33 protein-coding genes are annotated in these 20,028 nt (G+C 39.6%); 31 read left to right on the top strand and 2 right to left on the bottom strand.

Annotation, left to right across the window (positions count from 1 at the left end; genetic code table 11):
- The first annotated feature begins 65 nt into the window (after positions 1 to 65).
- From rplC to rplQ, 29 genes are all read left to right on the top strand, one after another.
- Positions 66 to 683 (top strand): 50S ribosomal protein L3, encoded by a 618-nt coding sequence (gene rplC / locus B9A91_RS07240; RefSeq protein ID WP_084237694.1) that lies wholly within the window; start codon positions 66 to 68, stop codon positions 681 to 683.
- Between the two features lie 4 nt (positions 684 to 687).
- Positions 688 to 1,317 carry a 50S ribosomal protein L4 gene (gene rplD / locus B9A91_RS07235; RefSeq protein ID WP_084237693.1) on the top strand — a complete coding sequence of 210 codons (630 nt, stop codon included), beginning with the start codon at positions 688 to 690 and terminating at the stop codon, positions 1,315 to 1,317.
- A gap of 1 nt (position 1,318) precedes the next feature.
- Positions 1,319 to 1,609: a 50S ribosomal protein L23 gene (rplW, locus tag B9A91_RS07230; RefSeq protein ID WP_084237692.1), complete on the top strand. Its 291-nt coding sequence runs from the start codon at positions 1,319 to 1,321 to the stop codon at positions 1,607 to 1,609.
- Between the two features lie 24 nt (positions 1,610 to 1,633).
- A complete protein-coding gene (rplB, locus tag B9A91_RS07225; protein WP_084237691.1) occupies positions 1,634 to 2,458 on the top strand; it encodes a 50S ribosomal protein L2 in 825 nt (274 codons plus the stop codon).
- On the top strand, positions 2,458 to 2,724 hold the full coding sequence (gene rpsS, locus B9A91_RS07220) for a 30S ribosomal protein S19 (protein ID WP_008244581.1): 267 nt from the start codon (positions 2,458 to 2,460) through the stop codon (positions 2,722 to 2,724). Before rplB ends, rpsS begins: the two co-directional genes overlap by 1 nt.
- A 7-nt stretch (positions 2,725 to 2,731) precedes the next feature.
- Complete coding sequence (rplV, locus tag B9A91_RS07215) at positions 2,732 to 3,094, top strand: 50S ribosomal protein L22 (protein WP_084237690.1); 363 nt, start codon at positions 2,732 to 2,734, stop codon at positions 3,092 to 3,094.
- 5 nt (positions 3,095 to 3,099) lie between these two features.
- Entirely contained in the window at positions 3,100 to 3,954 is an 855-nt protein-coding gene (gene rpsC / locus B9A91_RS07210; protein WP_084237689.1) for a 30S ribosomal protein S3, read from the top strand.
- Positions 3,955 to 3,992: 38 nt separating this feature from the next.
- The gene (gene rplP / locus B9A91_RS07205) at positions 3,993 to 4,415 is read left to right on the top strand and encodes a 50S ribosomal protein L16 (RefSeq protein ID WP_008244578.1); all 423 of its coding nucleotides are present in this window, start codon (positions 3,993 to 3,995) and stop codon (positions 4,413 to 4,415) included.
- A 72-nt stretch (positions 4,416 to 4,487) separates the two neighbouring features.
- Positions 4,488 to 4,697, top strand: coding sequence for a 50S ribosomal protein L29 (rpmC, locus tag B9A91_RS07200; protein ID WP_084237688.1), 210 nt, complete (start codon positions 4,488 to 4,490; stop codon positions 4,695 to 4,697).
- A 13-nt stretch (positions 4,698 to 4,710) separates the two neighbouring features.
- Positions 4,711 to 4,965 (top strand): 30S ribosomal protein S17, encoded by a 255-nt coding sequence (rpsQ, locus tag B9A91_RS07195; protein WP_084237687.1) that lies wholly within the window; start codon positions 4,711 to 4,713, stop codon positions 4,963 to 4,965.
- A 1-nt stretch (position 4,966) separates the two neighbouring features.
- On the top strand, positions 4,967 to 5,335 hold the full coding sequence (rplN, locus tag B9A91_RS07190; RefSeq protein ID WP_008244575.1) for a 50S ribosomal protein L14: 369 nt from the start codon (positions 4,967 to 4,969) through the stop codon (positions 5,333 to 5,335).
- A 1-nt stretch (position 5,336) separates the two neighbouring features.
- The gene (rplX, locus tag B9A91_RS07185) at positions 5,337 to 5,675 is read left to right on the top strand and encodes a 50S ribosomal protein L24 (protein WP_012780784.1); all 339 of its coding nucleotides are present in this window, start codon (positions 5,337 to 5,339) and stop codon (positions 5,673 to 5,675) included.
- Positions 5,675 to 6,241 carry a 50S ribosomal protein L5 gene (rplE, locus tag B9A91_RS07180; protein ID WP_084237686.1) on the top strand — a complete coding sequence of 189 codons (567 nt, stop codon included), beginning with the start codon at positions 5,675 to 5,677 and terminating at the stop codon, positions 6,239 to 6,241. The genes rplX and rplE overlap by 1 nt, the downstream gene beginning before the upstream one ends.
- On the top strand, positions 6,241 to 6,510 hold the full coding sequence (gene rpsN / locus B9A91_RS07175) for a 30S ribosomal protein S14 (protein WP_084237685.1): 270 nt from the start codon (positions 6,241 to 6,243) through the stop codon (positions 6,508 to 6,510). Before rplE ends, rpsN begins: the two co-directional genes overlap by 1 nt.
- Positions 6,511 to 6,622: 112 nt before the next feature.
- Complete coding sequence (gene rpsH, locus B9A91_RS07170; protein WP_084237684.1) at positions 6,623 to 7,021, top strand: 30S ribosomal protein S8; 399 nt, start codon at positions 6,623 to 6,625, stop codon at positions 7,019 to 7,021.
- Between the two features lie 18 nt (positions 7,022 to 7,039).
- Positions 7,040 to 7,597 carry a 50S ribosomal protein L6 gene (gene rplF / locus B9A91_RS07165; protein WP_084237683.1) on the top strand — a complete coding sequence of 186 codons (558 nt, stop codon included), beginning with the start codon at positions 7,040 to 7,042 and terminating at the stop codon, positions 7,595 to 7,597.
- Between the two features lie 5 nt (positions 7,598 to 7,602).
- On the top strand, positions 7,603 to 7,956 hold the full coding sequence (gene rplR / locus B9A91_RS07160; RefSeq protein WP_084237682.1) for a 50S ribosomal protein L18: 354 nt from the start codon (positions 7,603 to 7,605) through the stop codon (positions 7,954 to 7,956).
- An 18-nt stretch (positions 7,957 to 7,974) separates the two neighbouring features.
- Positions 7,975 to 8,493: a 30S ribosomal protein S5 gene (gene rpsE / locus B9A91_RS07155; RefSeq protein WP_084237681.1), complete on the top strand. Its 519-nt coding sequence runs from the start codon at positions 7,975 to 7,977 to the stop codon at positions 8,491 to 8,493.
- A gap of 4 nt (positions 8,494 to 8,497) precedes the next feature.
- On the top strand, positions 8,498 to 8,677 hold the full coding sequence (gene rpmD / locus B9A91_RS07150) for a 50S ribosomal protein L30 (RefSeq protein ID WP_084237680.1): 180 nt from the start codon (positions 8,498 to 8,500) through the stop codon (positions 8,675 to 8,677).
- Between the two features lie 115 nt (positions 8,678 to 8,792).
- Positions 8,793 to 9,239 (top strand): 50S ribosomal protein L15, encoded by a 447-nt coding sequence (gene rplO / locus B9A91_RS07145; protein ID WP_084239617.1) that lies wholly within the window; start codon positions 8,793 to 8,795, stop codon positions 9,237 to 9,239.
- Between the two features lie 3 nt (positions 9,240 to 9,242).
- On the top strand, positions 9,243 to 10,580 hold the full coding sequence (secY, locus tag B9A91_RS07140; protein WP_084237679.1) for a preprotein translocase subunit SecY: 1,338 nt from the start codon (positions 9,243 to 9,245) through the stop codon (positions 10,578 to 10,580).
- A 7-nt stretch (positions 10,581 to 10,587) separates the two neighbouring features.
- Entirely contained in the window at positions 10,588 to 11,373 is a 786-nt protein-coding gene (gene map / locus B9A91_RS07135; RefSeq protein ID WP_084237678.1) for a type I methionyl aminopeptidase, read from the top strand.
- Between the two features lie 71 nt (positions 11,374 to 11,444).
- Complete coding sequence (gene infA / locus B9A91_RS07130) at positions 11,445 to 11,663, top strand: translation initiation factor IF-1 (RefSeq protein WP_008244555.1); 219 nt, start codon at positions 11,445 to 11,447, stop codon at positions 11,661 to 11,663.
- Between the two features lies 1 nt (position 11,664).
- Positions 11,665 to 11,781 carry a type B 50S ribosomal protein L36 gene (gene ykgO, locus B9A91_RS07125; RefSeq protein ID WP_008244551.1) on the top strand — a complete coding sequence of 39 codons (117 nt, stop codon included), beginning with the start codon at positions 11,665 to 11,667 and terminating at the stop codon, positions 11,779 to 11,781.
- Between the two features lie 113 nt (positions 11,782 to 11,894).
- Entirely contained in the window at positions 11,895 to 12,272 is a 378-nt protein-coding gene (gene rpsM, locus B9A91_RS07120; RefSeq protein ID WP_084237677.1) for a 30S ribosomal protein S13, read from the top strand.
- Positions 12,273 to 12,293: 21 nt separating this feature from the next.
- Positions 12,294 to 12,683 (top strand): 30S ribosomal protein S11, encoded by a 390-nt coding sequence (rpsK, locus tag B9A91_RS07115; protein ID WP_012780795.1) that lies wholly within the window; start codon positions 12,294 to 12,296, stop codon positions 12,681 to 12,683.
- 65 nt (positions 12,684 to 12,748) lie between these two features.
- Complete coding sequence (rpsD, locus tag B9A91_RS07110; protein WP_084237676.1) at positions 12,749 to 13,357, top strand: 30S ribosomal protein S4; 609 nt, start codon at positions 12,749 to 12,751, stop codon at positions 13,355 to 13,357.
- 77 nt (positions 13,358 to 13,434) lie between these two features.
- Positions 13,435 to 14,427 carry a DNA-directed RNA polymerase subunit alpha gene (locus B9A91_RS07105; protein ID WP_084237675.1) on the top strand — a complete coding sequence of 331 codons (993 nt, stop codon included), beginning with the start codon at positions 13,435 to 13,437 and terminating at the stop codon, positions 14,425 to 14,427.
- Positions 14,428 to 14,518: 91 nt separating this feature from the next.
- Positions 14,519 to 15,058, top strand: a complete 540-nt coding sequence (gene rplQ, locus B9A91_RS07100) for a 50S ribosomal protein L17 (RefSeq protein ID WP_084237674.1) — start codon at positions 14,519 to 14,521, stop codon at positions 15,056 to 15,058.
- Between the two features lie 57 nt (positions 15,059 to 15,115).
- Here rplQ and B9A91_RS07095 read toward each other — a convergent pair whose 3' ends face one another.
- On the bottom strand, positions 15,116 to 15,667 hold the full coding sequence (locus B9A91_RS07095; RefSeq protein WP_084237673.1) for a 2'-5' RNA ligase family protein: 552 nt from the start codon (positions 15,665 to 15,667) through the stop codon (positions 15,116 to 15,118).
- 57 nt (positions 15,668 to 15,724) lie between these two features.
- On the opposite strand from B9A91_RS07095, the gene B9A91_RS07090 reads away from it, so the two are divergent.
- A complete protein-coding gene (locus B9A91_RS07090; protein ID WP_084237672.1) occupies positions 15,725 to 16,942 on the top strand; it encodes a class I SAM-dependent methyltransferase in 1,218 nt (405 codons plus the stop codon).
- Between the two features lie 165 nt (positions 16,943 to 17,107).
- Positions 17,108 to 19,027 (top strand): molecular chaperone DnaK, encoded by a 1,920-nt coding sequence (dnaK, locus tag B9A91_RS07085; RefSeq protein WP_084237671.1) that lies wholly within the window; start codon positions 17,108 to 17,110, stop codon positions 19,025 to 19,027.
- 69 nt (positions 19,028 to 19,096) lie between these two features.
- Here dnaK and B9A91_RS07080 read toward each other — a convergent pair whose 3' ends face one another.
- The gene (locus tag B9A91_RS07080) at positions 19,097 to 19,996 is read right to left on the bottom strand and encodes a nucleotidyltransferase family protein (RefSeq protein ID WP_084237670.1); all 900 of its coding nucleotides are present in this window, start codon (positions 19,994 to 19,996) and stop codon (positions 19,097 to 19,099) included.
- Between the last annotated feature and the right edge of the window lie 32 nt (positions 19,997 to 20,028).

The following is a 20,028-nucleotide window of genomic DNA, read 5'->3' as shown; positions in this document are numbered from 1 at the left end:
CGGGGAGTGTATCCACCTTGAACGAAGCCCTACTGCTTCGATGGGTGTTAAATTAAAAAAAGAAAATGTCAGGTATTATTGGAAAAAAAGTAGGAATGACCAGCATTTTCGACGCCGATGGTAAGAATATACCATGTACGGTGATCGAAGCTGGACCTTGTGTTGTAACACAGGTAAAGACCGCAGAGAAAGACGGTTACGTTTCAGTTCAGTTAGGTTTCGACGAAGCTAAAGAAAAGAACACCACCATGCCCCTTAAAGGCCACTTTGCAAAAGCAAAGACTACCCCAAAACGCAAACTGGTTGAATTTGAGCCGTTTGAAGAATCGCTTAACTTAGGTGATACGGTAACGGTTAACATTTTTAACGAAGGTGATTTCGTGGATGTAGTTGGTACTTCAAAAGGTAAAGGATTCCAGGGTGTTGTAAAACGTCATGGTTTCGGCGGTGTTGGCGGACAGACTCACGGACAGCACAACAGGATGCGTGCTCCAGGTTCGTTGGGTGCTGCTTCGTATCCTTCTCGCGTATTTAAAGGTATGCGTATGGCGGGTAGAATGGGTGGCGACAGGGTAAAAATTCAGAACTTACAGGTTTTGAAAGTTTATGCTGATCAAAACCTGGTTGTAGTTAGTGGTTCCGTACCAGGAGCTAAGGGTTCTTACGTAATCTTAGATAAGTAAGCAGATGGAAGTTAAAGTATTAAACATTTCAGGAAAAGAAACAGGTGCCAAGGTGCAACTTCCTGAGTCGGTATTTGGCATTACGCCTGTAGACCACGCAATTTATTTAGATGTGAAGCAATATCTGGCGAACCAACGTCAGGGAACGCACAAGTCTAAACAACGTAATGAGATTGCTGGTTCGACCCGTAAATTATACAAACAAAAAGGTACTGGTGGTGCCCGTGCAGGAAGTATTAAATCTCCATTGTTTAACGGTGGTGGTCGTGTATTTGGTCCTCAGCCTCGTGATTACAGTTTTAAACTGAACAAGAAGCTGAAGTCACTGGCGCGTAAATCGGCTTTATCATACAAAGCAAAAGACAACAATGTAGTTGTTTTGGAGGATTTTACTTTTGATACGATCAAAACTAAAAACTACATCAATCTGGTTAGTGCATTAAACCTGGCTAACGAAAAGACATTGTTGGTTTTACCTTCACAAAATAACAATATCTATTTATCAAGCAGAAACATTCAGAAAGCGAAAGTAATCACTGCAGATCAGTTAAATACTTATGATGTATTGAACTGCGGCAAGCTTTTGTTAACTGCGGATTCTGTTAAAACACTGGAGGAGGCATTTGCCAAGTAATATGGAATTTTTAAAGAAACCAATATTAACAGAGAAAGCTTCTGCATTAACAGAAAAGTCTAACCGCTTTACTTTTAAAGTAGAACACAAAGCAAACAAGTTGCAGATTAAACAGGCCATTGAGAAAATGTACGGTGTAAGCGTTTTAGCTGTCAATACATTGGTTGTAAGTGGTAAAGTTAAGTCCAGAAACACTAAAGGTGGATTAGTTACGGGACGTAGCCCGAAATACAAGAAAGCGATTGTAACCCTGGCAGCAGGAGAAACAATTGATTATTACTCGAATATTTAATAAGAATTGAATTATTTATAAACTATGGGCTTAAGAAAATTTAAACCAGTTACTCCGGGAACCCGCTTTAGAGTTGGTGCCAGCTTTACGGAGATTACAGCAACCAAGCCCGAAAAATCATTGGTTGTATCTTCTAAGAAATCGGGAGGACGTAACAATACAGGAAAGATGACCATGCGCTATATGGGTGGTGGTCACAAAAAATCTTACCGTTTAATTGATTTTAAACGTGATAAGTTTGATATTCCTGCAACAGTAGCTACTGTTGAGTATGATCCTAACCGTACTGCACGCATCGCATTGTTAAACTATGCTGATGGCGAGAAGCGTTATATTATTGCACCGGAAGGATTGCAAGTTGGGCAAAAGGTAGTGTCGGGTGATACTGCAACTCCAGAAGTGGGTAATACTTTGAAATTGAGCAATATTCCTTTGGGATCTATCATCCACAACGTGGAGATTCACCCAGGTCGCGGTGCTCAGTTGGCGCGTAGCGCAGGTGCTTATGCACAATTGGCTGCACGCGATGGTAAATATGCAACATTGAAAATGCCTTCAGGCGAAACCAGGTTGATCCTGATCACTTGTCTGGCTACGATAGGAGCTGTTTCCAATTCAGATCATGCAAATGAAGTGTTAGGTAAAGCTGGTCGCAGCCGTTGGCTGGGCCGTCGTCCGAGAACACGTCCGGTAGCGATGAACCCTGTAGATCACCCAATGGGTGGTGGTGAGGGCCGCTCATCAGGAGGTCAGCCTCGTTCAAGGAACGGTGTATATGCCAAAGGCTATAAAACCCGTCAACTTAAAAAATACTCAAATCGTTTCATCATAGAGAAAAGGAAGAAATAATGGCTCGTTCGATTAAAAAAGGACCTTATATTGACCATAACGTAGAGAAGAAAGTAGTCTCTATGAATGATTCAGGCAAGAAGTCTGTAATTAAAACTTGGTCTCGCAGATCAATGATCTCACCAGATTTTGTGGGTCATACATTTGCAGTACATAACGGTAATAAATTTATACCGGTATACGTAACAGAAAACATGGTTGGTCATAAACTGGGAGAGTTTGCTCCAACCAGAACATTTAGGGGACACTCTGAAAAGAAAAAATAATTAAGAGATGGAAGCAGTAGCGAAATTAAACAATTGTCCAACCTCACCACGTAAAATGCGTTTGGTTGTAGATCTTATCAGAGGTGAGCGTGTGGAGAAAGCTTTACATATTTTAAAGTTTACCAATAAAGACGCAGCAGTAAGAGTTGAGAAACTATTATTGTCGGCTATCAAAAACTGGGAGACTAAAAATGAAGGTTCTCGCCCTGAAGAAAACCAGTTATACGTGAAAACGATAATGGTAGGCGGTGGTCGTCAGTTAAAAAGATTAAGACCGGCTCCTCAAGGACGTGGTTACAGAATACGTAAGCGTTCAAACCATGTAACTTTGGTAGTAGATAGTAAAAACGTTGAAACTCAAACTAATTAACAGAAATGGGACAAAAAGCACATCCAATAGGTAACAGGTTAGGAATCATCAAAGGTTGGGATTCTAACTGGTTCGGTGGCAACAACTATGCTGATAAATTAGTTGAGGACGAAAAAATAAGAAAATACCTTTCTGCACGTATCGCTAAAGGCGGCGTAGCTAAAGTGGTAATCGAGCGTACGTTAAAACGTATCACTGTTACGATTCACACTGCCCGTCCGGGTATTGTAATCGGTAAAGCAGGACAGGAAGTTGACAAGATCAAGGAAGAGTTGAAAAAATTGACTAAAAAGGAAATTCAGATCAACATTTTTGAGATCAAACGTCCTGAACTTGACGCACAACTGGTAGCAGAAGGTGTTGCAAAACAATTAGAGGCAAGGATCTCATTCCGTAGGGCAATGAAATCTACTATCGCATCAACTATGCGTATGGGTGCTGAAGGTATCAAAATTATGACTTCTGGTCGTTTAGGTGGTGCTGAGATGGCTCGTAGCGAACAGTATAAAGAAGGAAGAATTCCTTTGCATACTTTCCGTGCAGACATTGACTATGCACTGGCAGAAGCTTTGACTACTTATGGTAAAATAGGCGTTAAAGTATGGATCTGTAAAGGTGAGGTTTACGGTAAACGTGACCTTTCTCCTAACATCGGCTCAACGGGCAATGCTCCGGGCAAAGGTGGCAGGCCAGAAGGTGCTTTCGGTGGTGGAAGAGACAGAGACAACCGTGGCGGTGGCGACAGAAGAAACGATAACCGCGGAGGAAATCGTGGCGGAAGAGGCCCTGGTCAAGGCGGTCCTGGTGCCGGTAGAGATAATAGAGGTGGAAATTCTCAAAACAGAGGTCCTCGTAAATAATTAGTTAACAGATCGTTTAACGATAATATTAGAATAAAATGTTACAGCCAAAAAGAACGAAGTTCAGAAAGATGCAAAAGGGCAGAATGAAAGGTTTAGCAACTCGTGGTGCTGAATTGTCATTCGGATCTTTCGGGATCAAATCTCTAGAGTCGACCTGGATCACCAGTCGCCAGATAGAGGCAGCCCGTATCGCGGTAACTCGTTTCATGAAACGTGAAGGTCAGGTATGGATTAGAATATTCCCGGACAAACCGGTAACTAAGAAACCTGCTGAGGTACGTATGGGTAAAGGTAAAGGTGCACCTGAGTATTGGGTAGCCGTTGTTAGACCCGGACGTATTATTTTTGAAGCTGAAGGTGTTCCTTTGGAAATTGCCAAAGAAGCAATGCGTTTAGCAGCTCAGAAATTACCGATCCAGACAAAATTTGTAGTACGTAGAGATTACGTAGAGGCATAAAAAAGGATGGGTTGAATGTTGTAAGTAACTTGTTATTATAACCGCTGGACCCACAATATAAAAATTAATAAAATGAAGAACTCAGAAATTACAGGGCTTTCACAAGAAGAGCTAGTAGCCAGGATTGCAGAAGAGACAGAGAACTTAGTAAAGTTAAAGTTTGCGCATACAATTTCGGCTATAGAGAATCCAAGCCGCATCAGGAAGGTTAGGAGAAATATTGCCCGATTAAATACTGAAGTGACTAAGCGTAAAGCTCAGTCTGCTACTGAAACTAAATAACTTTAGAGTCGAAATGGAAAGACAATTAAGAAAAACAAGAACCGGGTTGGTGGTAAGCAATAAGATGGATAAATCTATTGTGGTAGCGGTAGAACGTAAAGTGAAACACCCGATCTATGGTAAGTTTGTTAAGAAAACTACCAAATTTATGGCTCATGACGAGAAAAACGATTGTGGTATTGGTGATACAGTACTGATCATGGAGACTCGTCCGCTGAGTAAGAACAAGAACTGGAGATTAGTGCAAATTTTAGAAAGGGCTAAATAACATGGTACAACAGGAATCAAGATTAAACGTAGCCGACAATAGCGGCGCAAAAGAAGTATTGGTTATCCGTGTACTTGGTGGTACCGGAAAGCGTTATGCTTCTATCGGTGACAAGATCGTTGTTACCGTTAAAAGTGCATTGCCTTCAGGAAATATCAAGAAAGGAACAGTTTCTAAAGCAGTTGTGGTAAGAACAAAAAAAGAGATCAGACGTAAAGATGGTTCTTACATCCGTTTCGACGACAATGCAGCAGTATTATTAAATGCACAAGATGAGCCACGTGGTACACGTATCTTTGGCCCGGTAGCAAGAGAACTGCGTGAAAAACAATTCATGAAAATTGTATCATTAGCACCGGAGGTATTATAAAATGAAAAATAAAGTAACTACACCAAAGATAAAAATCCGTAAAGGCGATTTAGTTAAGGTTATAGCCGGAGATTCAAAAGGTCAGCAGGGAACTGTGCTTTCAGTATTAATTTCTAAAAGCAGGATACTTGTAGAAGGTGTTAACCTGGTATCAAAACATACAAAACCAAATGCTGCTACCCCAAATGGTGGTATCATTAAAAAAGAGGCTGCTCTTCATATTTCTAACGTGGCGCTAATTGATCCTAAGACAGGTGCAACTACACGCGTTGGCAGAAAGCTTAATGCTGACGGGAAATTAGTTAGGGTATCTAAAAAATCAGGAGAGGAGATCAAATAATGGCTTACGTACCAAGATTAAAAAGTAAATATAAAGAGGAAATTGTAACTGCACTTAAAGAAAAGTTCAATTACAAGAGTGTTATGCAGGTTCCTAAGTTAGAGAAAATTGCAATCAACCAGGGAGTTGGACGTTTTTCTGTGACTGACAAAAAAATTATGGACAGCTCTATTTTAGAGATGACCACAATTTCAGGACAGCAGGCAGTAGGAGCAAAATCTAAAAAAGATATCTCAAACTTTAAATTACGTAAAGGTATGCCGGTAGGTGTACGTGTAACTTTACGTGACAATAACATGTATGAGTTTTTAGATCGTTTAATTTCCGTAGCTTTGCCACGTATCCGTGATTTCAAAGGTATCAATGATAAAGGTTTTGATGGAAAAGGTAATTACACTTTAGGTGTAACTGAGCAGATCATCTTCCCTGAGATCAACATTGATAAAATCAACAAGATTTTAGGTATGGATATTACCTTTGTAACAAGTGCTACTACTGATGTTGAAGCATTGGAACTTTTAAAACAATTTGGGTTACCATTTAAAAATCAAAAAACAGAGCAATAATGGCAAAAGAAGGTGTAAAAGCTCGCGAAATTAAGCGCCAGAAGCTGGTTGCTAAGTATGCTGAGAAACGTGCAGAACTTAAAGCTGCAGGTGATTACGCAGGATTAGACAAGTTACCAAAAAACTCATCGGCTGTACGTTTGCACAACCGTTGCAAGTTAACCGGTCGTCCACGTGGTTATATGCGTACTTTCGGTATATCAAGGGTATTGTTCCGTGATATGGCTTTAGCAGGTAAAATCCCTGGAGTAAGAAAAGCAAGCTGGTAATACAGCTTGCATGCGTTTAAGGTAATTGCCCTAAACCAACAACAAGAATTAACCGATGGAAGGTCGTCCCGAATGGGTCGGGAAGGAAACCACTATCACAATTATATAAAAGATGAATACAGATCCAATAGCAGATTATCTTACAAGAGTAAGAAATGCCATCAAGGCAAATCACAGAATTGTAGAGATTCCTGCGTCGAACCTTAAAAAGGAAATCACTAAAGTACTTTTTGACAAAGGTTACATTGCCAACTACAAATTTGAGGATACTACAACTCAGGGCATTATTAAAATAGCTTTAAAATACAATGCTATTACTAAGATCCCTGCAATCCGTACGTTAACCCGTATCAGTAAACCAGGTTTAAGGCAATATGCAGGTGTAGAGAATATGCCGAGAGTATTAAACGGTTTAGGTATCGCAATTTTATCTACATCCAAGGGTGTTATGACTGATAAAGAGGCTGCTAAACTAAACATTGGTGGCGAAGTTTTGTGTCACGTTTATTAATTAAAGGAGGATAGCAAAATGTCAAGAGTAGGAAAAGCCCCAATTAATGTACCTGCAGGAGTAACTGTTACTGTATCAAAAGATAACGTAGTAACAGTTAAAGGACCTAAAGGAGAATTAACTCAAGCAGTAGATTCAGATATCACTGTAAGTCAGGAAGACGGCGTATTAACTGTACAACGCCCTTCAGAACAAAAAAGACACAAAGCATTACATGGTTTATACCGCGCTTTGATCTATAATATGGTTGTTGGTGTAACACAAGGTTATAAAGTAGAACAGGAATTGGTAGGTGTGGGTTACCGTGCCACTAATCAGGGAAATACACTGGACCTGGTTTTAGGTTATTCTCACCATTATGTTTTCCAATTACCGGAAGAGATTAAGGTTACTACAACCTCAGAAAAAGGTCAAACTCCTAAAATCATTTTAGAGAGCATTGACAAACAATTGATAGGACAGGTAGCAGCGAAGATCCGTTCGTTACGTGCACCAGAGCCATATAAAGGTAAAGGTATCAAGTTTGTAGGCGAAGTGTTAAGAAGAAAAGCAGGTAAATCAGCTTCTAAAAAATAATCATCATGGCAGGGAAAAAATTATCTCGTAGAGATCGTATAAAAAAAGGAATCAGAAAAAGATTAACAGGTTCTGAAAGCCGTCCACGTTTATCGGTTTATAGAAGCAATAAAGGGATTTATGCTCAAATCATTAACGATGTAACCGGTAGTACAATTGTATCAGCTTCATCTTTATCTAAAGATTTTTCAGGTACCGGCAACAAATCTGAGCAATCAGTAGCAGTTGGTAAATTAGTAGCTGAAAAGGCAATAGCAGCAGGTATCAAGCAAGTAGTTTTCGATAGAAATGGCTATTTGTACCATGGCCGCGTTAAGTCGCTGGCTGAAGGTGCCCGTGAAGCTGGTTTAGAATTTTAATCTGAAAATTAGATAAGGATGTCAACTATCAATATAAAAAGAGTTAAGACTAGCGAGATCGAATTAAAAGATCGTTTAGTTAGCATACAACGCGTAGCCAAAGTAACCAAAGGTGGTCGTACTTTCAGCTTTTCAGCAATCGTAGTTGTTGGAGATGAGAACGGAATCGTAGGTTACGGATTGGGTAAAGCGAAAGAGGTAACAGAAGCCATTGCCAAAGGCGTTGATGATGCCAAAAAGAACCTGGTAAAGGTTCCTTTGCTGAATGGCACTGTACCTCACGAGCAGATCGGTAAATTTTCAGGAGGTTTTGTTTTGATCAAACCTGCTGCAGTTGGTACCGGTGTTATTGCTGGTGGTGCGATGCGTGCTGTATTAGAGAGTGCTGGTGTACATAACGTACTGGCAAAATCAAAAGGTTCATCAAATCCTCACAACGTGGTAAAAGCAACTGTAGACGCATTGACTAAAATGCGTGATGCTTATACTGTGGCACAGCAGCGTGGTGTTGATTTAAATAAAGTTTTTAACGGATAACATCATGGCTAAGATCAAAATAACCCAGATAAAAAGCGTTATCGACAGAAGCGAGCGCCAGAAAAGAACCATGCAGGCTTTAGGTTTAACTAAAATGAACCAAAGTGTAGAGGTTGAAGCTACTGCTGCCATTATTGGAATGGTAAGAAAAGTAAATCACTTAGTAGCAATAGAAAGTATATAAATTTTTTTAAAGGTTGTAAATGTAGTTAATATAATTACATTTGCAACCTTTGTATATTGTTTAACCGTTGTCCCTGATTAGTGAAAGCGAAGGGCAACAAAATAAGTTTCAAGAAATGAACTTAAGTAATTTAAAACCTGCAGCAGGTTCTACTAAAAACAGTAAAAGAATTGGTCGTGGTACCGGTTCAGGTCGTGGTGGTACTTCCACCCGTGGACACAAAGGTGCAGGATCACGTTCAGGACATTCAACTAAGGTTGGATTCGAAGGTGGTCAGATGCCATTACAGCGACGTGTACCTAAAGTAGGTTTCAAACCTATCAACCGTGTGGAATACGTAGGTGTAAACCTGGACGTATTACAAGGTCTGGCTGAAAAATTTAACTTAACAACTATAGATTTCGCTGCTCTGCAACAACATGGCCTGGCATCTAAAAATGATTTGGTTAAAATTTTAGGTCGCGGTGAAGTTAAATCTAAGATAGAAGTTAAAGCACATGCTTTTTCTGCAAGCGCACAAAAAGCTATTGAGGCTGTTGGAGGCTCAATCGAAAAATTGTAATTAATGAAGAAGCTGTTTACTACTTTAAGTAATATTTGGAAAATTCAGGAATTGAAAGAGCGTATCGTTTTTACGCTCGTAATTCTTTTGGTTTATAGGTTTGTATCACACGTGGTGTTGCCAGGTGTTGATGCAACACTTTTAGGCGATAATACAAAGTCTGGCATTTTAGGTCTACTGGATATGTTTGCCGGAGGATCCTTTTCAAGGGTGTCTATCCTTGCCTTGGGTGTGATGCCTTATATTTCTGCCTCTATTGTAGTTCAGCTATTGGGTATTGCCGTTCCTTCTTTTCAGAAAATGCAGAAGGAGGGAGAAAGCGGCAGGAAAAAGCTCAACCAGATTACCCGCTATTTAACTGTAGCCATTACCGCTGTTCAAGCGATAGGCTATGTTAAAACACAGGTTCCAGCAGAGGCCATCATCATAGATCATACCTTGTTCTTTGTTGTTGCCACCTTTGTTTTGGCAGCCGGAACCTTATTTGTAATGTGGCTTGGTGAGAAGATAACTGACAAAGGTATTGGAAACGGTATTTCACTGATCATTATGGTTGGTATTATTGCTCGTTTACCGGTTGCGTTATCTCAGGAAGTAAGTTCAAGAGTAGTGGGTGATGGTGGTGGATTAATTGCACTTATTATTGAGATTGTGGCCCTGTTTGCTGTTGTAATGTTTACCATTATGATTGTTCAGGGCGTTCGTAAAGTGCCGGTTCAGTATGCGAAAAGAATTGTAGGCAACAGGCAGTTTGGTGGTGTAAGACAGTATATCCCTTTAAAGGTGAATGCTGCCGGTGTGATGCCGATCATCTTTGCCCAGGCATTGATGTTTATTCCGGCTACTTTAACCGGGTTTTTCCCGTCGCTGCAAAATACCTGGTTGATACAGTTCAGTGATTATACTTCACTGGCTTATAGCTTAACGTTCGCATTTTTAATTATCGCATTTACTTTCTTTTATACTGCTATTACAGTTAACCCGACCCAGATGTCGGACGACATGAAAAAGAATGGTGGATTTATACCGGGAATTAAACCTGGATTATCTACATCCTCATTTATTGATGATGTGATTTCCAAGATCACTTTTCCTGGTGCAATCTTTTTAGCAATCATTGCTATTTTACCTTCTGTTGCAGTTAAGTTTGGAATCAAATCGGAGTTCGCACATTTCTATGGCGGTACATCGCTGTTGATTCTGGTAGGTGTGGTTTTAGATACTTTACAACAGATCGAAAGTTATTTATTGATGCGTCATTACGACGGATTAATGAAGACAGGTAGAGTTACTGGTCGTACAGGAATTCCTGCTGCGACTGGTAGTAATGCAGTGATTTAGTTAGCAAATGTCTAAAATCTATTATAAATCTCAGGAAGAGATAGAGCTGATCAGGGAAAGTTCTTTGCTCGTATCAAAAACCTTGGCAGAAGTAGCTAAAGTGATTGGTCCGGGAATAACGACAAAGAAGCTAAACGATCTGGCAGAGACATTTATAAGGGATCACGGCGCAATTCCGGCCTTTTTAAATTATAATGGATTCCCCTATTCTTTATGTATTTCTCCGAATGAGCAGGTTGTTCATGGTTTTCCAGGAGAATATGTCATTCAGGAAGGGGATCTGATCTCGGTAGATTGCGGTGTAATTAAAAATGATTTTTTTGGCGATTCCGCCTATACCTTTTCAATTGGTGAGATAGATGCGGAACGTAAAAAACTGGTAGAAGTTACACAGGAATGTTTAAGACTGGCGATAGAAAAAGCCGTTGTTGGTTCTAGAATTGGCGATGTCGGTTTTGCTGTCCAGGCTTATGCCGAGGCAAACGGATTTGGGGTAGTGAGGGAGTTGGTTGGTCATGGCGTTGGCGTTAAATTGCACGAGAAACCCGAGGTGCCAAATTATGGCAAGCGGGGGAGTGGAATTAAACTTGAGGAGGGAATGGTGATTGCGATAGAACCAATGATCAATGCGGGGACGGCAGGTGTTAAATTTTGGTCTGATGGCTGGACAGTTACCAGTAAAGATAACAAACCATCAGCACATTTTGAACACACTGTTGCCGTTAAAAAGGGTAATGCAGATGTTTTATCAACCTTTTCATTCATTGAAGAAGTTTTAAAAGAAAAAAAGTAAATAATTAAATTTTTTTATTTAATTTTGCATCCCTGTTTAATAGCAGCTAATTAAGTAAAAATCAATATTATATGGCTAAACAAGCCTCAATTGAACAAGACGGTGTAATAAGAGAAGCATTATCGAATGCTATGTTTCGGGTTGAACTGGAAAATGGTCATGAGATTATTGCACATATCTCTGGAAAAATGAGGATGCATTATATCAAAATTTTACCAGGGGACAAAGTCAAATTAGAGATGTCGCCTTACGATTTATCAAAGGGCAGGATTACTTATAGATACAAATAAAATGAAAGTTAGGTCATCAATTAAAAAACGTAGTGCGGATTGCAAGGTTATTCGTCGTAAAGGTAAGCTTTACGTTATCAACAAGAAGAACCCTAAATTTAAGCAACGTCAAGGTTAATTAAATTTTAGATTTTAGGTTTACGAATGAAGGTTACGTAATTGAATAGCGGTGCTGTTTAAACGTAAATCGTAAATCCAAAGATCGTAAATCAAAAATCGCTAAATATAAATATGGCAAGGATATCAGGTATAGATTTACCAAGAAACAAGAGAGGTGAGATCGGTTTAACCTACATCTTCGGAGTAGGGAGAGCAACTGCACAACGTATATTGACGGAAGCAGGTATCGATTTTAACAAAAAAGTACAGGATTGGTCTGATGATGAGTTATCAGCAATCCGTACCATTATCAACGACGGAATAAAAGTTGAAGGTGCTTTACGTTCAGAAGTTCAATTGAACATTAAGCGTTTGATGGATATCGGTTGCTACCGTGGTTTACGTCACAGAAAAGGTTTGCCGGTTCGTGGTCAGCGTACTAAGAACAACTCTCGTACACGTAAAGGCAAGAGAAAAACAGTTGCAAACAAGAAAAAAGCTACTAAATAAAATTAGTACTGAATAATAATTATGGCTAAGAGTAAAAAAGTTACCAAAAAGCGTATTGTTGTGATCGAGCCTGTAGGTCAGGCACACATCAATGCTACTTTTAACAATATCATTGTTACCTTAACAAACAACAATGGTCAAACTATTTCATGGTCTTCTGCAGGTAAAATGGGCTTCAAAGGTTCTAAAAAGAACACGCCTTATGCAGCTGGTCAGGCTGCGTCAGATTGCGGTAAAGTAGCATTTGATCTGGGACTGCGTAAAGTAGACGTTTTTGTTAAAGGCCCGGGTTCCGGTCGTGAGTCTGCAATCAGAACACTGCAGGTTTCAGGAATCGAAGTAACCTCTATCAAAGATATTACCCCGCTTCCACACAATGGATGTCGTCCTCCTAAAAAGAGAAGAGTTTAATTTATTAATTTTTAAAGCTAAGAGTCTGCAGCGTAAGGTTGTATGATACTTTAAAACGAAAAGCAATGGCAAGATATACAGGACCAAAGTCCAAAATCGCCCGTAAATTCAGAGAGCCAATTTTTGGCCCTGATAAAGTACTAGACAGAAAAAACTACCCTCCAGGGCAGCATGGTGTTTCTAAAAGAAGAGGGAAACAGTCTGAGTACGCAGTACAGTTAATGGAAAAACAAAAAGTTAAATATACTTATGGTGTATTAGAGCGTCAGTTCCGTAACTTATTTACCAAAGCGTCTTCACGTGAAGGTATTACAGGTGATAACTTATTACAATTATTAGAAGCTCGTTTAGATAACACAGTTTACAGATTAGGTATTGCTACTACACGTTCTGCTGCACGCCAGTTAGTTAGCCATAAACACGTAACAGTTAACGGTGAAGTAGTAAATATTCCATCTTATCAATTGAAAGCAGGCGATGTGATCGCTGTGCGTGAGAAATCAAAAACTTTAGAGGCTATCACCAATTCGGTAGCCGGTAGGGTAATCAATAAATTCAATTGGTTAGACTGGAATGCAAGTGAGTTGTCAGGTAAGTTTTTAGCTTATCCTAATCGCGACGAGATACCAGAAAATATCAAAGAAAATCTTATAGTAGAGTTATACTCTAAATAATATATTCAGTTAATTGCCTGCGGGCAATTAACTTTTTTACGTTGCATAATTTTAATAACGATCTAAAAACATTATAAATGGCAATTTTAGCATTTCAGAAACCCGATAAAGTAATCATGCAGAAATCTACTGATTTCGATGGTACATTTGAGTTCCGTCCTTTAGAGCCCGGTTTCGGTGTAACAATTGGTAATGCCTTAAGAAGAATATTGCTTTCTTCTTTAGAAGGTTATGCCATTACAAGTATTCGTTTTTCAGGCGTATCTCATGAGTTTTCTACCATAAAAGGTGTTGTAGAAGATTTAACAGAAATCATTCTTAATTTAAAACAGGTACGTTTTAAAAAGACAGGAGATGCTGGTGATTCGGAGAAAGTTTTTATTTTGGTAAATGGTCAGGAACAATTTGTTGCCGGCGATATTACTAAGTTTTCTAACAACTTTGAGGTGCTTAATCCTGATTTCGTTATTTGTAACATGGAGAAATCCGTTACTTTAGAAGTGGAATTGACCATTAATAAAGGACGTGGTTATGTACCTGCAGAAGAAAATAAAATCAGTGATGCTGTTGTTGGTGTAATTGCAATCGATTCGATCTTTACTCCAATGAAAAATGTAAAATACACCATAGAGAACTATCGTGTTGAGCAGAAAACAGATTATGAGAAGTTAATATTAGACATCTCTACTGATGGTTCAATCCATCCGGAAGAGGCATTGAAAGAAGCTGCGAAAATCCTGATCCAGCACTTCATGCTGTTCTCTGATGAGAACCTGGTACTGGAATCTCAGGCTAAAGAAGAAACCAAGGAGGTTGACGAGGAAATCTTGCATATGCGTAAGATCTTAAAAACTGAATTGGTAGATCTGGATCTTTCGGTTCGTGCATTAAATTGCTTAAAAGCAGCTGATATCCGCACTCTTGCTGATCTGGTTTCTTATGATGTTGCTGATATGTTGAAATTCAGGAACTTCGGTAAGAAATCTTTAACAGAGATTCAGGAACTTGTTAAATCTAAGAGCCTCTCATTCGGCATGAACTTGTCTAAGTTTAAACTGGACGAAGAATAGCAAAAAATAAAAAGTAAATAACATATTGTTAATAGTGTATAATTCCCTCGTATAGAATCAAAGAGACGGTATACACTGAATAAATTAAAAAATGAGACACGGTAAAAAGGTAAATCACTTAGGAAGAACAGATTCACATCGTAAAGCGATGCTGGCTAACATGGCTTCGTCGTTGATTAAACACAAAAGAATCTCTACTACATTAGCAAAAGCCAAAGCTTTGCGTATGTATGTTGAGCCAATCATCACAAAATCTAAAAGCGATACTACGCATTCACGTCGTATTGTATTTGGTTATTTGCAAGATAAAGAAACTGTTACTGAATTGTTCCGTGATGTTGCCGCAAAAGTAGCTAACCGTCCGGGTGGTTATACCAGAATCATTAAATTGAACAATCGTTTGGGGGATAATGCTGAGATGGCATTGATCGAGCTGGTTGATTACAATGAGGTTTATGGTAAAGAAGCAGAATCTGCTGAAAAGAAAACAACCCGTCGTGGTAGAAGCAAAGCGAAAAAAGCTGATGCACCTGCTGCTAAAGCAGAGAAAGCAGAAGCTGTTGCTGAAGAAGCTCCTTCAAAAGAAGAAGCTCCTGCAGCTGAAGAAAAAGCAGAAGAAAAAGGCGAATAGTTATTTCCTTATCATCATAAAGAAGGCCCTGACCAATTGCTGGTTGGGGTTTTCTGTTTAAAAGTCTATAGTGAATTGCTCGCGCTGAGGTCTTGATTCGAATTCTCTAAGCAGGTTCCAGTTTTTTCCATCGTGTTTTAGCAGGCTAAATTTGTTTACCGTAAACTCTGCTTTGTATTTTCTTCTTTTATATTCTTCCATGATTTGGGGATAGGCATCGCTGAGATCCCTGTAAGCAATGGTGACATGCGGGGTGATTGAGCCTTTGTTGTCGATTGAATAGGGTTTGAGCGCATTCTTAATGGTTTTGAAAAGTGCGCTGATAAATGGATTTTTCAAAGCGTTAATATAAACGGTGTGCGATGGAAATCCATCGAAGTTTTTCAGCTCTTGGTTGAAGGACGGAAAATTTCTTGCCAGTTCCAGGCTATTGAATAGTTTGGGTTCAAATTGTGAATTCAGTTTAAAGGGGGGCGCCAGGGTGATGTGAACAGGCGGTTTTAGGGCAGTGTATACTTTATGGTCAATTGAACATTGTTTTCTGATCTCATCAATTTCGGCACTGATTTCCTGAGGGGGGAGTATAGCTACAAAGTATAATGATTCCATAAAAGCTAATTTACTATTCCTTTTCAAAAGATTATCTTTGCTGCGTAATCTAATTCCATGTCCAATCAACTTCTTATTCAGCAATTTTTAACCCAGGTTTCTGAGGGGATTTCTTTGAACCAGTATGTTAAGCTTTCTCTTGGCCACTATCAGGGAAATGAAAAGGAATTAAAAAATGTATATGTCCGCAGAATAGAGATAAAAAGGGCAGATATGCTTTCTTTTACTTACCGCTATAAAACAAGAGATATCATTAAAAATTTCTCTGTTGAGGAAGGTATAACTTTAATTAGGCACTTTATTAGCAATGATTTTAAAGTTTGTACGCTGGTTATGATAGAAAAAGAAGTGATCCTTGAATATGGGAGGAAAGGGTTGATTTCTGTCAGGGAAAAAGGAACGACAGCTACAGTACAGCCAACATTATCTCATAATAAAGAAAAGAAACGCATCATTCAGGCTGCCGGAAAGACCTACTTGCAGGAATTGAGGATTAGTGATGCCGAGGGGAATGTATTTAAAAATGCTCAGGATAAATACCGGCAGATCAATCAGTATGTAGAGATACTGAGTTCTCTGATCAAAGAGTTACCTGCTGCAGAGATAAATAAAGTAGTGGATATGGGCTCGGGTAAGGGGTACCTGACTTTTGCCTTATATGATTACCTGCACCATGTGTTGAAGCTGGACAGCAAGGTGACAGGGGTGGAGTACCGGGAAGACCTGGTTGGGCTATGTAATGGAATTGCAGGGAACGCGGGATTTAACAAACTTGATTTTGTACAGGGAACAATAGAAGATTATGATGTGGATGCAATAGACCTGCTGATTGCCCTGCATGCTTGTGATACGGCAACAGATGATGCCATTTATAAAGGGATACAAGCCGGGGCACAATTGATTGTAGTGGCTCCCTGCTGCCATAAGCAGATCAGAAGAGAGATGGAGAAACACAAGGCTAAAAACGAATTTTCCTTTTTAACTAAATATGGCATCTTTATGGAAAGACAGGCTGAAATGGTTACTGACGGGATACGTGCCCTGATACTGGAGTATTTTGGTTACAAGACAAAGGTATTTGAATTTATATCTGATGCACATACACCAAAGAATGTGCTGGTGGTAGGGACCCGGACTAGCGAGATCAAAATTCCGAAAAAATTACAGGAAGCTAAGAAAGCTGAAATTGCCGCGAAAATAAAGGAAGTTAAAGCTTATTTTGGAATAGGATACCATCATTTGGAAAGATTGGCTGGCTTTGATAAGAAGGCTTAGCGGCGAATTTCTGTCATACTGTCACATTTTTGTAAGGGCTTTCCGCCATAAGTTTCTTTAATTATTCTTTGCGGGGAATATTTTCTGCCAAAAACCAATTGGCACATTGCTTGTTAAACAGATACTAAATAAAAAGATTTCATAACATAAACAGAGATAAATAGCATGTCAAAAATTATTGGTATAGACTTAGGAACAACAAACTCTTGCGTAGCCGTAATGGAAGGTAACGAACCTGTAGTTATAGCCAACAGTGAGGGTAAACGTACTACGCCATCCATTGTTGCTTTTGCAGAGAATGGTGAGCGTAAGGTGGGTGAGCCGGCTAAACGCCAGGCAATCACCAACCCAACAAAAACAATTTATTCAATTAAACGCTTTATGGGCAGCAGCTTTGCTGAGGTTTCAAAGGAAGCAGGCCGTGTGCCGTATAAAGTAGTAAAAGGCGACAACAATACACCACGTGTGGAAATTGATGACCGTAAATATACCCCTCAGGAACTTTCTGCAATGATCTTGCAAAAGATGAAGAAAACAGCCGAGGATTTCTTAGGACAGGAGGTAACTGAAGCTGTGATCACGGTTCCGGCTTATTTTAACGATGCCCAGCGTCAGGCTACCAAAGAAGCCGGTGAGATTGCTGGTTTAAATGTTAAACGTATCATTAATGAGCCTACTGCAGCAGCTTTGGCTTATGGTTTGGACAAAGCACATAAAGACATGAAAATTGTTGTGTTTGACTGCGGTGGCGGTACGCATGACGTTTCTGTATTGGAGTTGGGTGATGGTGTATTTGAGGTTAAATCTACAGATGGTGATACACACTTAGGTGGTGACGATTTTGACCACGTAATTATCGAATGGCTGGCTGAGGAATTTAAAGCAGAGAACGGCATGGACCTTCACCAGGATCCAATGGCCCTGCAACGTTTAAAAGAAGCAGCTGAGAAGGCAAAAATTGAGCTTTCTAGCACAACCTCTACAGAGATCAATCTTCCTTATATCACTGCTGATGCCACAGGTCCAAAACACCTTGTAAGAACATTGACCCGTGCAAAATTTGAGCAACTGGCAGGAGACCTGATCAAACGTACTATTGAGCCTTGTAAATCGGCCTTGAAAAATGCAGGTTTAAAAACAAGTGATATTGACGAAATTATCCTGGTAGGTGGTTCTACACGTATCCCTGCTATTCAGGATGCAGTTAAAGCTTTCTTTGGTAAAGAGCCTTCTAAAGGTGTTAACCCAGATGAGGTTGTGGCTATCGGTGCTGCAATTCAGGGTGGTGTGTTAACCGGAGAAGTTAAGGATGTGTTGCTGTTGGATGTTACCCCGCTTTCTTTAGGTATTGAAACTATGGGGGGGGTAATGACTAAATTAATTGAAGCCAATACAACCATTCCTTCTAAAAAAGCAGAGACTTTCTCTACAGCTGCTGATAACCAGCCTTCGGTAGAAATCCATATTTTGCAGGGTGAGCGTCCTATGGCGGCTCAGAACCGTACAATTGGCCGTTTTATTCTTGATGGTATTCCACCAGCTCCACGTGGGGTTCCTCAGATCGAGGTTGCATTTGATATTGATGCAAACGGTATCTTACACGTAAGTGCAAAAGATAAAGCTACAGGTAAAGAACAAAAGATCCGTATCGAGGCTTCTTCAGGCTTAACTGATGAAGAGATCAAAAGGATGAAGGAAGAAGCTGAAAAGAATGCTGATGCTGACAAAGCCGCTAAAGAAGAAGCAGAAAAAATCAACAGTGCGGACGCTTTAATTTTCTCGACAGAGAAACAATTGAAAGAGTTTGGTGATAAGCTTTCTGCCGATAAAAAAGCGCCTATTGAAGAAAGTTTGAAAAAACTTAAAGATGCGCATGCTGCGAGAAATTTTGCTGATATCGATTCGGCACAAGAGGCATTGCAGAATGCATGGAATGCAGCTTCTGAAGAGATGTATAAAGCTGGTCAGGATGGCGCTGCCCAACCAGAAGCTGGTGCTGATGCACAGGCAAGCGGACAAGCTACTGACAGCGGCGATAATGTTACTGATGTAGATTTTGAAGAAGTAAAAGACGACAAAAAATAATCGGTAAGCTTGTTAAAGCAAAAAGGCCCCTGATCATTTGATCAGGGGCCTTTTTATTATAATTCTTATTTATTTCCAGAGATTCTCAGGGTAAGTGCCATCTTTTACCAGCTGGTCAATACTTGCCTGCACAAAAGGTTTGTCTTCTTTATAAGTTACACCAAACCATTGGTTGTCGGTTGGGATCACTTTAAAGTTGGCCGTATTTGTTTTTACAAGGTTTTCACCAATTAAAGGGATAAAGAACTCTGCTTTTGGTTTGTCTTTATTTTCAAGCGCAAATACTTTAAACAAATCTTCAGTCAGTTTAAATACGGCTGGCGTGAAACCCCAGAAATTCATAGAAACAGGAGTATCAAATTCTAATGGATACTCTACGCCTCCTTCTTCATATACGATACCATCGCCTTTTTTATAAACCTGTGTACGTTCTGTAATTTCTTCCAGATAGCCTGCTGCATTGGTTTTGCAAACACCACGTGAAACCGAGCCAAAATCGGATAAGGTTTTTCCAATCTGATAGCCTACAATAGAATAATTGCTATCTGTAGCTTCAGTATTTAGGAAATCAACCATTTTTTTAAAGGCATCAAATCCATAATAATCATCTGCGTTGATGACACAAAATGGTTCTTTGATCACATTTCTTGCTGAAAGAATGGCATGTGCAGTTCCCCATGGTTTTTCGCGATAAATTTCCTCTTCAATGCCAAACTGCTTTAGATCGAAGTTCTGAAATACGTAGTCAGTCTCAATTTTTCCATTGAGTTTTGGTTCAAAGATCGCTTTGAAGTTGTCAACAAATTCTTCTTTGATGATGAATACTACTTTACCAAAACCTGCTTTTATTGCGTCGAAGATAGAATAATCTATAATGGTTTCGCCATTTGGTCCAAAGCCATCAATTTGTTTCATGCTGCCGTAACGGCTTGCCATACCGGCTGCGAGTATTAATAAGGTAGGTTTCATTCAATAAAAATAGTAATTAGGTTAATATTCAA

The organism is Pedobacter africanus (assembly GCF_900176535.1).
GTDB classification, from domain to species: domain Bacteria; phylum Bacteroidota; class Bacteroidia; order Sphingobacteriales; family Sphingobacteriaceae; genus Pedobacter; species Pedobacter africanus.
Note: the sequence above shows the minus strand (reverse complement) of the source record. Positions and strands in the feature narration are given on the sequence as shown.

Coding starts and splice junctions, on each gene's coding strand:
- rplC (WP_084237694.1), top strand. CDS start 66: ATGTCAGGTATTATTGGAAAAAAAGTAGGAATGACCAGCATTTTCGAC.
- rplD (WP_084237693.1), top strand. CDS start 688: ATGGAAGTTAAAGTATTAAACATTTCAGGAAAAGAAACAGGTGCCAAG.
- rplW (WP_084237692.1), top strand. CDS start 1,319: ATGGAATTTTTAAAGAAACCAATATTAACAGAGAAAGCTTCTGCATTA.
- rplB (WP_084237691.1), top strand. CDS start 1,634: ATGGGCTTAAGAAAATTTAAACCAGTTACTCCGGGAACCCGCTTTAGA.
- rpsS (WP_008244581.1), top strand. CDS start 2,458: ATGGCTCGTTCGATTAAAAAAGGACCTTATATTGACCATAACGTAGAG.
- rplV (WP_084237690.1), top strand. CDS start 2,732: ATGGAAGCAGTAGCGAAATTAAACAATTGTCCAACCTCACCACGTAAA.
- rpsC (WP_084237689.1), top strand. CDS start 3,100: ATGGGACAAAAAGCACATCCAATAGGTAACAGGTTAGGAATCATCAAA.
- rplP (WP_008244578.1), top strand. CDS start 3,993: ATGTTACAGCCAAAAAGAACGAAGTTCAGAAAGATGCAAAAGGGCAGA.
- rpmC (WP_084237688.1), top strand. CDS start 4,488: ATGAAGAACTCAGAAATTACAGGGCTTTCACAAGAAGAGCTAGTAGCC.
- rpsQ (WP_084237687.1), top strand. CDS start 4,711: ATGGAAAGACAATTAAGAAAAACAAGAACCGGGTTGGTGGTAAGCAAT.
- rplN (WP_008244575.1), top strand. CDS start 4,967: ATGGTACAACAGGAATCAAGATTAAACGTAGCCGACAATAGCGGCGCA.
- rplX (WP_012780784.1), top strand. CDS start 5,337: ATGAAAAATAAAGTAACTACACCAAAGATAAAAATCCGTAAAGGCGAT.
- rplE (WP_084237686.1), top strand. CDS start 5,675: ATGGCTTACGTACCAAGATTAAAAAGTAAATATAAAGAGGAAATTGTA.
- rpsN (WP_084237685.1), top strand. CDS start 6,241: ATGGCAAAAGAAGGTGTAAAAGCTCGCGAAATTAAGCGCCAGAAGCTG.
- rpsH (WP_084237684.1), top strand. CDS start 6,623: ATGAATACAGATCCAATAGCAGATTATCTTACAAGAGTAAGAAATGCC.
- rplF (WP_084237683.1), top strand. CDS start 7,040: ATGTCAAGAGTAGGAAAAGCCCCAATTAATGTACCTGCAGGAGTAACT.
- rplR (WP_084237682.1), top strand. CDS start 7,603: ATGGCAGGGAAAAAATTATCTCGTAGAGATCGTATAAAAAAAGGAATC.
- rpsE (WP_084237681.1), top strand. CDS start 7,975: ATGTCAACTATCAATATAAAAAGAGTTAAGACTAGCGAGATCGAATTA.
- rpmD (WP_084237680.1), top strand. CDS start 8,498: ATGGCTAAGATCAAAATAACCCAGATAAAAAGCGTTATCGACAGAAGC.
- rplO (WP_084239617.1), top strand. CDS start 8,793: ATGAACTTAAGTAATTTAAAACCTGCAGCAGGTTCTACTAAAAACAGT.
- secY (WP_084237679.1), top strand. CDS start 9,243: ATGAAGAAGCTGTTTACTACTTTAAGTAATATTTGGAAAATTCAGGAA.
- map (WP_084237678.1), top strand. CDS start 10,588: ATGTCTAAAATCTATTATAAATCTCAGGAAGAGATAGAGCTGATCAGG.
- infA (WP_008244555.1), top strand. CDS start 11,445: ATGGCTAAACAAGCCTCAATTGAACAAGACGGTGTAATAAGAGAAGCA.
- ykgO (WP_008244551.1), top strand. CDS start 11,665: ATGAAAGTTAGGTCATCAATTAAAAAACGTAGTGCGGATTGCAAGGTT.
- rpsM (WP_084237677.1), top strand. CDS start 11,895: ATGGCAAGGATATCAGGTATAGATTTACCAAGAAACAAGAGAGGTGAG.
- rpsK (WP_012780795.1), top strand. CDS start 12,294: ATGGCTAAGAGTAAAAAAGTTACCAAAAAGCGTATTGTTGTGATCGAG.
- rpsD (WP_084237676.1), top strand. CDS start 12,749: ATGGCAAGATATACAGGACCAAAGTCCAAAATCGCCCGTAAATTCAGA.
- B9A91_RS07105 (WP_084237675.1), top strand. CDS start 13,435: ATGGCAATTTTAGCATTTCAGAAACCCGATAAAGTAATCATGCAGAAA.
- rplQ (WP_084237674.1), top strand. CDS start 14,519: ATGAGACACGGTAAAAAGGTAAATCACTTAGGAAGAACAGATTCACAT.
- B9A91_RS07095 (WP_084237673.1), bottom strand. CDS start 15,667: ATGGAATCATTATACTTTGTAGCTATACTCCCCCCTCAGGAAATCAGT.
- B9A91_RS07090 (WP_084237672.1), top strand. CDS start 15,725: ATGTCCAATCAACTTCTTATTCAGCAATTTTTAACCCAGGTTTCTGAG.
- dnaK (WP_084237671.1), top strand. CDS start 17,108: ATGTCAAAAATTATTGGTATAGACTTAGGAACAACAAACTCTTGCGTA.
- B9A91_RS07080 (WP_084237670.1), bottom strand. CDS start 19,996: ATGAAACCTACCTTATTAATACTCGCAGCCGGTATGGCAAGCCGTTAC.